Source organism: Candidatus Protochlamydia phocaeensis (assembly GCF_001545115.1).
Taxonomy (GTDB): Bacteria; Chlamydiota; Chlamydiia; order Chlamydiales; family Parachlamydiaceae; genus Protochlamydia_A; species Protochlamydia_A phocaeensis.
The window spans coordinates 78,595-91,005 of sequence record NZ_FCNU01000010.1 but is presented as its reverse complement, the minus strand read 5'-3'; the positions used below and the strand labels follow the sequence as shown (position 1 = coordinate 91,005).

Sequence of the window (12,411 nt, the reverse complement as noted above, 5' to 3'; positions counted from 1 at the left end):
TTGCCCCTAGAGAGTCGCGCCCTTATTCTTTTATTTTAAAATACTTAGCGTTATTTCTCCATTAAGAGACCGCTCCAAATGGCTCCACGCCTTAGCAGGAAAAGACGAGGCTAATTCAGCCACAATAAAAAATAAAAAGAAAGAATAAAGAAAAAAGACAGGCTTGGCAAATCTTGCCAAGCCTCTAACTCGGATCTAGATCACCGGCGGTTTTAATCCACCCTCTTAGCGCATAGAAATCCAATTGCGACGGGCACCAAGCATTTTTCCGCGGCGCTCTTTCCCCATCTTAGAAGAATCAGCAGGCGGGGTGACAGGTTCTTTAGCTTTTTTAGCCTCTTCAACCTTCTCTTCTTCGGTTTTAAGGGTATTCATAAGAGCTCGACGCTGTTCTTCAAGGCGTCCCCATTGCTTAGCAGTAAAGTTATTTGGATTGTCTAAATAATCTTTAATATATTTAGGCGACCAACCGGATTTTTGATAAACTTCATCTAACTTGCGGTCTAGCTCATCATGCATTCTTCTCACTTGAACAAGCATATCGGCAACATCTTTTAGGGTCATTGTAGAAGGATTGAATTCGCTCAGCTCTTTTGCCTCGCTTTGTTGAGCAAAGAAAGGAGAGGGCTGAGGAGCGGGAGCGGCATTTTGAGAAGTGGCTTTAATTGGAGTTCTTGATTTGCGAGCGGCTTCATCAAAAATGTTACTTTGTTGTGCCATAATTACCTCAAAAATATGCTTTTTGTGATTTCTATTTCTCCTAATTACTATTATATCAGAAAAAAAATTATTTGGAATATTAGTAATCGCAGATTAATTCACTATAAACTGACATTGAAATTAATAAAGTGAAAAGTTATATTGCTTCACACGGAGCTTATAAAAAATTTACAAAACAGTAGGTTAGGGTTGAAAAGACATCTTTATTTCAGTCTCCTAGCTAATAAACGTTGACAAACAACTAAAGGTTTGATGATGGGCTATTTAAAGGAGTTTCTGACGCAAATCAACAATCGAGATTTTCACAAATTTCTAGTGTTATGGGAAGAATACTGTACAAGTGATACAGTTGACGCGGAAGAATTTAGTCAACTATTGAAGGCGGTTAAAGCCTCTGATTTAGCAAAGCATTTTGGACAAATTATCGAAACAGCGCTTCCTTTATGGAAAACTATTGAAGATCCACAGCAATCCTATGAGATCGTGCGTCTTTTAATTGATCTTCAAACAACAAATAGCCCTATTTTAGCCGATCTTACAATGGAGACTCTGCAAAAATATCACGGCCAAGATCCCAAATTTAACGAAAGGCTGCGATTAGCCGGACTGCGCAATAAGGAAAACTTTCAAGGAGCGATTTCCAAATATGATTTACTTGCCCACATGGTAAAAGGCAATGCCGTTTTTCATACAGGTGGGTGGGGAACAGGAGAAATCATGGACGTTTCCATGGTTCGCGAGCATTTAATGATTGAATTTGAAAATGTTTCCGGCCGCAAAGATTTATCTTTCGCCAATGCTTTTAAAACCTTAATCCCCCTTCCACACACTCATTTCTTAGCCAGACGCTTTGCCGATCCAGATAAATTGGAAAAAGAAGGACGGGAAGATCCCGTTGCCCTGATTAAGCTCCTTTTGCATGATATGGGTCCCAAAACGGCAGCTGAAATTAAAGACGAGCTATGCGAGCTTGTCATTCCCGAAAAAGATTGGACCAAATGGTGGCAAGCTGCCCGTGCAAAGATTAAAAAAGACCCCATGATTGAAACGCCGGATTCACTGCGTGAGCCTTTCTATTTGAGAAAAGCCGAATTATCGACTGAAGAGCGTTTGAAAAATGCGATGCACAACAAGACAGACGTCGGGCAAATTATTCAAACAACTTATAATTTTGTCAGAGATACGCCCGGGGCCTTAAAAAATCCGGATACTAAGCAGTCCTTACAACAAAAGCTAACCCAATTGCTGGAGCTTCGCGATCTCGCCGATGACCAGCTTCTCCAAATTCACCTGCTCCTTGAACAATTTTTTGGATATAAGCCATCCGAAAGCCAAATTGCTCAAATCATTAAGAGCAATTCTGCCATCGAGCAGCTCATTCAACATATCGATATCATTGCGTTTAAAAAACGCGCCATGGTCGCCATAAAAGAGTATCGAAAAGATTGGTCCCAGCTTTTCCTTTCCCTTCTTTTTACTATTCCGCAATCTCAATTGCGCGATTATCTGTTAAAGGAGCTTAATCAAGCAGAAACAAGGAAGCTATTGGAAGCCAAATTAAAAGATCTGCTTTATGATCCGGCTTCAGCACCTGAAATGTTCGTCTGGTATTTTCAAAAAATCATCCATGAAGATGATGAAAACCTGCCTTACCAAAATAAAGAAGGCCAAGGCCTCTTCTTTGAATCCTTTTTCATTCTCTTCCATGCGATTGAAAACCACGGGGAATACAAAGAGCTGCTTAAGAAAATTTATAATCTCTTATCGGGCAAACGCTATGCTCTTGTGCGCCAGATCCTTCAAGGAACAAGCTTAGAATTTACTAAAGAATTCTTGCTGCTTGCTTCTAAGTGCCAAACGTTGACCGATCATGACATGAAGATCCTGCGCTCGCTCGCCGAGGTCGTCCATCCTTCTTTAGCGGCGCCTAAGGGACGCAAAGGAACAGTCAAGGAAGAGGAAGATCACGAAATCTGGACAACAGAAGAAGGCTATCTCAAAATTCAAGATAGGATCAAGCAGATCGGGACGGTGGAAATGGTCGAAAATGCCCGTGAGATTGAAGCTGCGCGCGCATTGGGAGATTTGCGTGAAAATTCTGAATTTAAGTTTGCGCAAGAAAGGCGGGCCAGGTTACAGTCTGAGTTAAAAACTTTATCGGAACAGCTTAACCGCGCGCGCATTATTACACCTGACGATATTCATGCTGATGAAGTAGGAGTCGGAAGCGTTGTCAATGTTGTCGATCCGCAGGGCAAGCATACCCAATACACTATTTTAGGGCCTTGGGACGCCAATCCCGAACAAAATATTCTCTCCTTTAACTCCAAGCTGGCTCAATCTATGATTGGCAAGAAAAAGGGAGAGACTGTTAGTTTCAGAGATGAAAAATTCCAAATAGTGGGGTTGGGAAGTTATTTGAAACAATAGGATTTATGGAACTGCTTTTGGCGACAACAAATCTGCATAAAATCAGAGAATTTAAAGATATGCTCAAATCTAAATCTCTCTCTCATTTGGAGGTGCTCTCCCTGCACCAATTCCCAGATTATGTTGCGCCAGAAGAGACAAGCCTGACGTTTAAAGGAAATGCCATTTTAAAAGCCGAGCATGCGGCCAAGCAGCTAAAAAAATGGACATTGGCAGACGATTCAGGCCTTGTCGTTCCAGCCTTAGGCGGCGAACCAGGCATTTATTCCAGTCGCTATGCCGGCTCCCAGGCAACAGATGCGGATAACCGGCAAAAGCTGCTTCGCGCCATGCAAAACCTAGAATCGCCTGAAGAACGGGCAGCCTACTTTGAATGCTGCCTGGCTTTATCTAGCCCGGACGGTTTAAAAAAATGCGTTCAGGGCATCTGTGAAGGGTTCATTGTCAAAGAGCCTAAAGGCCGCTACGGCTTTGGCTATGATGCTTTATTTGCCAAGCATGATTATGGAGAAAAAACGTTCGCTGAATTGACCGAGGGCGTCAAAAACCGCATTTCGCATCGGTGCAAGGCATTCGAACGCATGGCTGTCTTTCTGGAAAACCTTAGAGATTAAGCATGCATTATTTCATCGACGGATATAACCTCCTATTCCGCCTGATGCATGGAAGCGACGATCTGCAGCAATCAAGGCAGCAAATCATTTTAGATCTGAATAAAAAAATCTCCTTAGTCAAATTAGATGTGTCCCTTGTTTTTGACGCCGCCTTCCAAGAAGGAGACCGGACGCGTTCGCATTTTGATGCCTTGGAAATTTTATTTACAGCCGAAGGGGAAACAGCCGACGAATTTATCCTGGAAGAAATTAAAAATTCTATTTTCCCCCAGCAAGAAACCGTCGTTACATCGGACAAACGCCTAGCCTGGCAGGCCCGCCACCGCAGTGCTCATACAGAGAGCATAGAAGAGTTTATGGTGTGGCTTAATAAGAGCTATAAAAATAAACTCAAACAGCTTAAAAATCCACGCCCTCCCCCCAAAAAAACCGTTGCGTCCCCCATTCCAGCCACCCTTAAGCCTCTCCTTCCCTCTCCTTCTCCCGCTCAACAGGCAAAGGCGGAAGAGTGCGGAGATTATTATACACGCATTTTTGAAGAGCGCTATCAAGAGCTTCTCAAGCAGGAAAAGCCGCGCAAACTCAAAGAAACGGCCAGACCGCCTTCTAAAAAAAGGAAACGAGCCAAAGATCCCTTCAAAGAAGAGCGTCCTTCGGTCGAAGGGCCAACTGAAATGGAGCGCTGGCTAAAGACATTCGAAGAGCGTTTGAACCATCCCGATCCTCACGCGAAACATTAAACTCTCAGCATAAAATACTTAATAACCTGAGTTTGGACATAGGTTCAAAATTCAGTTTTTGAAATTCTTTAATCCTCTTTTACGGGATGAATTAACCTCATCATAACCTATATTTGAAATTATTCCCCTTAGAACAAGATCTCAACTGCGCCATTAGCAGTTTTAATTTCTTCTCTTAAGCCTTATCCCTTGTCTAAATTGAAAACTCTATTTTTTTCCAACTTTGCCTGTAATTAGAGATGGTGATATGCTAACGAATTTAATCTATAAGGAATAATTATGAAGAAAATCGGCTATTTGGGAATGGGAGCCTGGGGCTATTGCCTAGCCTCTCTGCTCGCTGCTAAAGGAGAATACGAGCTCGTTTGCTGGACAACTAAACCGGATCTTGCCAAACATCTAAATCAGACACACGAGCATCCGCTGCTGCCCGGCCACCGCTCAAAAGGGCAGATGACCTTTACAACCGACATGGCCCATGCGTTGCACGATGCAGACATCATTATCGAATCTGTGACATCGGCCGGCTTGCGTCCCGTCTTTGAACACGTACGCTCGCTAGGGCTGCCTAGCTGTCCCATTATCATCACCTCTAAAGGCATTGAACAGGATACAGGAAATATTCTACCTGAGGTTGCCATTGAAGTGCTTGGAGAAGAGTTCCGGCCTTTAATTGGCTGCTTGAGCGGCCCGAGCTTTGCGCAAGAAGTGATTCGAGGCCTTCCCACATCAGTGGTGGGTACTGGCTACTCCATGGAGGTCATCCAACGCGTATGCGAAATTTTTATGACGCCCACTTTCCGCATTTATCCCAACAGCGACATTTTGGGCGTAGCCTTTGGAGGAGCGCTGAAAAATATCATCGGAATTGCCTGTGGAATTTCAGAGGGGCTTGCCCTGGGATGCAGCTCTAAAGCCGCCTTAATGACAAGAGGGCTGCACGAGATCCGCAAATTGGCAGTCGCTTGCGGCTGCAAGCCCGAGACCATTAATGGGTTGGCCGGGATGGGAGACTTATGCGTCACATGCAGTTCGCCGATCAGCCGCAATTTCCGCTTCGGCATGCTTCTTGCGCAAGGCCTATCTTCGGAAGAGGCTCAACAGCGCATAGGGATGGTTGTAGAAGGTGCATATACATGCATCTCGGCTCTTCAATTAAGCAAGCAATACCAGGTGAAGATGCCCATCGCCGAAACAGTATACGATATCCTGCAAAACTTTATCCGCCCCACTGATGCTGTCAGCGCCTTGATGCAGCGCGCCATTAAAGAGGAGCATTTATAGCCATTATCAATTGGAAAAAGCACTCTCAGGCATGAGGTCAATTTATGAAAGTCGTTTCCGCCAAAGCCATGGCCCAATTGGAGGCAGTCGCCTATAAGCAAGGGTATACCGATCAGGATTTCATGGAACAGGCAGGAAAAGGCATTGCAGCCGGGATCCATGCCTTTACCGAAGAGCAGCGGCTTCCCCAAAAAGCCATCCTTTTGTGCGGTAAAGGCAATAATGCCGGAGACGCTTTTGTGGCAGGCTGCCATCTCATCGATCAAGGCTACTCCGTCTTAGCCGTTCAGCTGGATGCCTTAGAGCACTGCTCGCCTCTTTGCCAGCAGAATGCCAAGCGCTTTATGAGCAAGGGCGGCCGCTTGTCTTCGCAGTTGCAGATTGAAGGCCAAGGCGTCCTGATCGACGGGCTTTTCGGAACCGGCTTTAAAGGAGCGGTCAGAGAGCCTTACGCCTCTTTAATCGAGGCAGCCAACCGCAGCTCTTGGCCCATTCTGGCCGTGGATATTCCCTCAGGACTCGACGGATCGACCGGACAAGCAGAAGGAAGCGTCATTCAAGCAACAGCCACCTTCTTTCTGGGCCTTCCCAAAACAGGATTTTTTCTCAAAGACGGCTGGAATGCCGTCGGCAAGCTGCGCGCTGTCAATTTCGGCTTGCCGGACGCCATTATCGAGGGAGTCCAGCCAGATTTCCTCTTGCTCACGCAATCCACCATTGCCCCGCTCCTGCCGGCAATTAAGCGCTGCCGCCACAAATACCAAGCAGGCTATGTTATTGGGCTGGCCGGCTCTCCCGACATGCCGGGAGCCGCGCTCCTCTCTTCTTTGGCCGCTTTAAGGGGTGGGGCGGGCATGGCGCGCCTTCTGCACCCGGAAGGGATGCAGAGCATCTTGTCCAACAGCCCTTATGAGTTAATCAAGATCCCCTATCAAATGGACAAGAGCGAAGACGTGCTGACATTGATGAAAAAGGCAGGCGCCACTTTTGTGGGGCCTGGTTTAGGGCGCTCTTCGCAAACAGCCAGCCTCTTGCAAGCCGTCATGCCCCATTTGGAAAAGCCCTGCGTCGTCGATGCAGATGCATTGACCCTCTTTGCCGATCAAGCCTTCGAATTACCCTCTCAAGCCATCTTAACACCACACACGGGCGAGATGCAGACCCTTCTGCACCGGACAGAGCGGCTCTCAATCGATCTGGAGACCCTCCACACTTGCCAGCAATACGCCGATCAGCATGGCATTACGCTCATTTTAAAAGGCGCGCCGACCTTCATTTTCCATCCCGGTTCGCCCATTTTGGTCAACCCGACAGGGGATCCGGGCATGGCAACGGCAGGCAGCGGAGATGTATTGACAGGGCTGCTCGCCTCTTTGCTCTCCCAGGGGCTTAGCCCCCGCGATGCCGCAGCAGTGGGCGTATATGTGCATGGACTGGCCGGAGAATACGCAGCGCAGGCCCGCGGCACATCGGCCGGAGTCATGGCTACCGACCTCATTGCGCATTTTGCCGATGCCTACCGCGCCCTCAAGCCCGCGCTATTCCTGTCTTCTTTGTTTTAATGTCTATAGGCCAGAGAATTAATTCCTTTGACAAGCATGCGTAGAAAGGAATAGTAGCCTGCAAAAATTATTTGAAAAATATATTTAATTGATAGATATCCTCCTTTAAGGAGGATAAGATAAAAAATTTACTAAGTTTAGTAGGATGCATATTAAGACTTCAATGCTTTGCAAGCGCAGTACAAGAAATAGATGGCAAGCTTTATGTATCGACAGGCTGTATTTATGTCGCTCCTCAGGCCCTATATATTAATCTAGATGATCAGCTTATTCCGGTTGCAGGCCTAGCTTGCGATGCGAATGGCATTTACATCCAAGATCATGAATGCAGGATGATAAAGTGTTTAAGAGGTGGAAAAATTCATGATAGCCACAAGCCATGCCCGCAATAGTTTTTTATCTATTCTTATTTTTCGCTAGCCACTTATGTGCTAGCGAATCACTTCCTCCTCCCCTTTCTGCTTGGAATTCCATTCCTAAAAAAGATCAAATACAAATTCAAGAACTATTTAAAACCCTATTTAAATACGAATCATTTGCCTATTCCCTGTATGGAGATAAACCCATCACATTCTCGGATTCGTTACTTAATGAATATTCATCAAATCAACTTCTAGAAGTTGTCTCCTTAGAAGATTACTGTCAATCTACGATTGGAATATTTATTATGGAAATTATAAATATTGAAAGCTCTTGATAAAGAGCTTAGGGCAAAAATTTTTTAGAGATGTTATAGGATATAACATCTCCATATCTCCTATGAAATTTTTAACTCTTAAAGAGAGTAAAGCGATCCTCTTTGGGAAGAAAAACTTTAACTTGTCCTGAAAAATATACTTCATCTCCAGTTAAATTAATCTCTGGCACCTGTTTAGGATCAATGACAATTGTCACTTCTTGAGCATCAGACCAACCACCACAGAGATCCGCATATTCGCTGCTTTCCACCACCATGAAAATTTTTAATACATATTCATTCGTTCCTTTTTTCGAATTTCTGGAATTTAACTCAAGGAATCGAATTTTAGTATTGCCTTTCAAGCTTGTTAATAGGATAGCTAATTGACCATTCGGATCAATCTGAGACTGGCATTGTATTTTTCCTGAATTAAAGGAATAAATTACATTTCCTTTAGTTACTATAGTAGGGCCGGTAGCTGAACCAAAAGAACACGTCGCTATTAATAAGCAGGCCGCCAAAATAAATTGCATAACAGATTTCATAAGATTTCATAGTCCATAATAAAGTGTTAAACGAAATAATGAATTGAGAAATAATAAGTTAAAGACAAAGCAATTCTTTAGTGATTTCAAGATTCTTATAAACAGAACATTTAATACCAGCGATTGCTTGCCAAACTAATCCCTGATTCTTAAAGCTGTGATAATAGAAACTTTCCACGATGCCTTTTACTATGATTTCTAACTCATAGTAATACCAAATTTTCCACGTACAAATGGTTTAAAGGAAAATTAACGCCACCGTTATAGATAATATTAGCAAATCCTGCTACTATTTCTTTAAATCCTCGCTTGCTTTTTCTTTCACCAGATCTTTGATAAAGAGAATCAAGCTCTAAAATTATTGAATTTATATCCTGTAATCCAAAGAAATAAGATTAAACTTTACGTTTTCTATTTCGAAAAAACTCGCTCTTGCATACGTGAACTTGCCTTTTTTTAGACTCATTACAACGAATTTCTAGCTTATTTCCGATCTATTTTGAAACGCAGAATAAATCACCATAAATCAAGCTTCGTAAAAAACTTCTATGTTTTCTATAAAAATAGGAATCTCCCTGCATATGTAAGAAAAAGGAATCGTCGTTTTCAATGAATTTCCCCTAAATTAGAAAACAATTCTACACAGGTAAGGAAGCGTTGATAAGCAGCTCAAGCAAACTTGCCAAAGCTGATCTCACAAAGCGACTCAAACCAATTATTGCTAGCTATTCATATATGGCCGGAAAGTATGGGAGCCGACCGGATATCCCAAAGCGGCAAAAAGAGCTTTGGTGCGCTTTAAAGGTATGAAGTGTTGTTATTTTTATAAAATTTGGGATTAGTGGAAGGTTTTTTCCAATCCAATTCAGCAAGGTCACCTTGTAAATGCGAATAGCATTCCTATAAGCGCCAGGAAGGCCGGCGGAGACGCCTCTTCGCTTTAAAAACTCAGCAAACCAAGAACGACGGATTCTTAAGCGCATCTATCTAAGCAGGATTAAAGATCTGTTGACAGGCCAACGCGCAAAAGATAGCGACCTCCTTTATTCTGCCCAATAGCCGGATAGCTTAAGCGGGCAACAAAGTCCTGGGTTAAACAGTCCGCCGCTTGTAATGCCAATAAAGTCTTTAAGGAACTAAATTCATTTAAGCCATTCCGCTCGTCTCAACTTTCCCTTTTTCCTCCCTTTGCGTTATTCTGCGAATGACCCGTCCTAAATGCCAATCCCGGCTTGTTTCTCAATCTTACCTTGATAAAAATGGACCATTAACAGGAATAGAACAGAAAATGGGAAAAGAATTTAAATAAAACAAGAAATCATTATTTTAATAAATCAACAAGATTTATTAAAACAAAATAAGGTATAAACAACAATTCACCATCTTAAATTTTTTATTAATAGACAATAACATGCTTAATTTTATGGAATCATTTTAACTAAATTTGCTAGTATCTCAAACTAATCTTAAAACCGGTTAATATATATGAATGTGACAACGCCTCTTTCTACCAACGAAATAGCGAGAGGGTCTTTCCCATCAGATAGGCAGCGTATTGCAGTCTGGGCGAAATCAGCTGCAACAGTTACACTCTTAGCAGCTGGCGTATTGGGATCTATGGCTCTTTGTTATTATTCTCCTGGTCAATGGATTTTATCTACCTTAACGGTGTCGATCATCAATTTATATGCGGTTCCCAAGATCTTAAGGCATGGAAATGCATGGATGATTAAAACAGCCGTAGTGGCATCACTTGTAACTTTCGGTTGTTTGGCCTTGGGAGGCATCAGCGTAGGAACATTCTTATCCGGTTCGGCGTTTATTCAATGCCTACGGGTTTATTCGGCATCCGGCGCTCTTTGGTCCGCTTTTGCTTTTACCACTTTGACAGGATATGCGATGCCAATTGGCTATGAGCTTCTTCGCAAAGCTCATAGCATGCTCAATCATGCTTATTGGCGCGAACGCTTCGACTATTTACAGCAACGCTTTCACGAGCTGCCAGAAGTTGGCCATGGCCTATTGCAATTGAATTTGATGCCCAATATCGGGCTTTTATCGACTCTCGCACTTCCCGATTATATGCAAGCCTTCCTCAATTACTTTCATCTTTCTTCTTCTCCTGCGCTATCAGCTGCTTTTAATACCTCTTCCAGTCCTGGCCTTAGGCCATTGCGGATGATTTTAAATCGCGTAGACGAAGAAAGTACTGCTATTCAAGCGACCCATTTAAATGAAGACGAAAGAAATGAGCTTCTTTGCCAAAGAAGAACTGAAGAGGCCTTTTTCAATCGCATTAAATGCACATTGGACTGCCAGGGAGAAGAGCTGAATGCTGTCATCAATCTCTTGCTGGATTACTCCGTTCGCTTGGTTCCGAATTGGATGACGCCTTCGCAACTGATAGACCTTTTGCAAGGCCCAAAATTAAGAATAATCAATAGCAGAATTGATCGATTTTTAGATCAGATGGCCGGCCTAGAAAGGTTGGAAGCCCGCTATGCTGCACTTTCGGAGGCGGTCCGACAACTCGGACAGGAAATTAATGGATGCCAGCCGGAGCAAAAACAGGCACTTTCCCGCCGCCTAGAAGAAATTAGCCAGCAGCTGAACCAACTGAGGCGTGAAGGAGAAAATCTTTACCAAGAAAAGCAGCGCTGGAGAAACTTTTTTGCAGCTATTGGGGCAAGAGACTATCAAAATCTGGCTAATTTCTCGCAAATTGAGCGTCTCATCCATGTCGTGGATGATCAACTCTTACTTACTCGCTTGAATAATTTTTACCATTCTTTGTTCGGTCTTCAGGTCAATGAAGGCAGAGTAAATTTATCTGAGCAAATTCAACATCTTTCCAGCCTCTTAAATTCCCAGGAAGGCGCAGATGACGAACAAGTTAAAGCTTGGTTATTTTTGGGCGCCGAGCGATGCAACTTTAGAGTCGGAGATTATGAAGAAGTCCAGCAATGGCTTCGTATCGATTCCCTACATGATTTAGAAGCTAAATTTGACGAAATTGGATTGCACACAGAAAACGATCTTTATGATAAAGGCATTCTTCCTCGACAAGAAGTCATTTCTAAAGATCAAATTAAAGAAAACCTCAAGCGATATATTGAAGAGCAGACAAGCGGCCAGCGAACCATCAGAAAACGCATTTATAGTTTCCTCCTACAAACCTCTAAGACATCTTTACAAGCTGTTGGCCAAAAAATAGCGGAATTCGTTTATCGCATCATTACAATGGGACTCATTCTAGTTCCCGTTTTTATCCATCCGATTGCCTCTGGTATAGGTTTTGCTGTAGGCGTCGTTTTCTGCATCTTTAAGCAATTTGGATTTAGATTCACTCATGCTGTTGAAAACATTCTCATACGCGGACAAGAGCAGCACATTCTTAGCAGCGCACTCAGCTTTGCTGTCGGACGCAATTTTTTTTCCTTAACTCCGGCTGCAAGGGATAACATGACAGCGTTTGCTCAAACCAATGTGTTTGGCCGCATGCGCATAATTAATTTTGAGATTTTTGCTACCCTATCCTTGATATTCATTGGGCCCAGTTTGGAAACGAGCGAATTGGGATTGGGCAGCTTCATCCAAGGAGCCGCATTGGCCAGGGAAGCGTTTACCCTTATTTAAGTTGGAAAAGACAATTGCAAACCGGCTGCAAAGCAGCATTGGTCGAGGCTGGATTAAAAACGGCTCGGGAATACGACCTAAAGCAATTTTAAATTTATATTGAGAGATTTGCAAAGCATCCGGCTATTTCTTGCAAATTTCTCCTCCGTTCTCTGTAGTTTTTATCTTTTTGGCAAAGAACGCACTCAAGAGGTAGTTAGT

9 protein-coding genes are annotated in these 12,411 nt (G+C 43.4%); 6 read left to right on the top strand and 3 right to left on the bottom strand.

Translation table 11 applies throughout. The features are described 5' to 3' along the window. Positions 1-225: 225 nt before the first annotated feature. Positions 226-720: a hypothetical protein gene (locus BN3769_RS03635; RefSeq protein WP_068467681.1), complete on the bottom strand. Its 495-nt coding sequence runs from the start codon at positions 718-720 to the stop codon at positions 226-228. Between the two features lie 252 nt (positions 721-972). Here BN3769_RS03635 and BN3769_RS03630 point away from each other — a divergent pair, with 252 nt between their 5' ends. From BN3769_RS03630 to BN3769_RS03610, 5 genes are all read left to right on the top strand, one after another. Next, a complete protein-coding gene (locus BN3769_RS03630; RefSeq protein WP_228840609.1) occupies positions 973-3,150 on the top strand; it encodes a GreA/GreB family elongation factor in 2,178 nt (725 codons plus the stop codon). A 5-nt stretch (positions 3,151-3,155) separates the two neighbouring features. After that, entirely contained in the window at positions 3,156-3,764 is a 609-nt protein-coding gene (gene rdgB / locus BN3769_RS03625; RefSeq protein ID WP_068467677.1) for an RdgB/HAM1 family non-canonical purine NTP pyrophosphatase, read from the top strand. 2 nt (positions 3,765-3,766) lie between these two features. Then, on the top strand, positions 3,767-4,504 hold the full coding sequence (locus tag BN3769_RS03620) for an NYN domain-containing protein (protein ID WP_068467675.1): 738 nt from the start codon (positions 3,767-3,769) through the stop codon (positions 4,502-4,504). Between the two features lie 279 nt (positions 4,505-4,783). Then, on the top strand, positions 4,784-5,788 hold the full coding sequence (locus tag BN3769_RS03615) for an NAD(P)H-dependent glycerol-3-phosphate dehydrogenase (protein WP_079989393.1): 1,005 nt from the start codon (positions 4,784-4,786) through the stop codon (positions 5,786-5,788). Between the two features lie 44 nt (positions 5,789-5,832). Then, the gene (locus BN3769_RS03610) at positions 5,833-7,350 is read left to right on the top strand and encodes a bifunctional ADP-dependent NAD(P)H-hydrate dehydratase/NAD(P)H-hydrate epimerase (RefSeq protein ID WP_068467671.1); all 1,518 of its coding nucleotides are present in this window, start codon (positions 5,833-5,835) and stop codon (positions 7,348-7,350) included. Between the two features lie 768 nt (positions 7,351-8,118). Here BN3769_RS03610 and BN3769_RS03600 read toward each other — a convergent pair. Together BN3769_RS03600 and BN3769_RS15125 are read right to left on the bottom strand one after the other, a co-directional pair. After that, entirely contained in the window at positions 8,119-8,574 is a 456-nt protein-coding gene (locus tag BN3769_RS03600; RefSeq protein ID WP_068467667.1) for a hypothetical protein, read from the bottom strand. Positions 8,575-9,571: 997 nt separating this feature from the next. Beyond that, complete coding sequence (locus tag BN3769_RS15125; protein WP_255354177.1) at positions 9,572-9,694, bottom strand: hypothetical protein; 123 nt, start codon at positions 9,692-9,694, stop codon at positions 9,572-9,574. Positions 9,695-10,059: 365 nt separating this feature from the next. Here BN3769_RS15125 and BN3769_RS03595 point away from each other — a divergent pair, with 365 nt between their 5' ends. Then, positions 10,060-12,210 carry a cell division protein ZapB gene (locus BN3769_RS03595; RefSeq protein ID WP_154017809.1) on the top strand — a complete coding sequence of 717 codons (2,151 nt, stop codon included), beginning with the start codon at positions 10,060-10,062 and terminating at the stop codon, positions 12,208-12,210. The last annotated feature ends 201 nt before the right edge of the window (positions 12,211-12,411 follow it).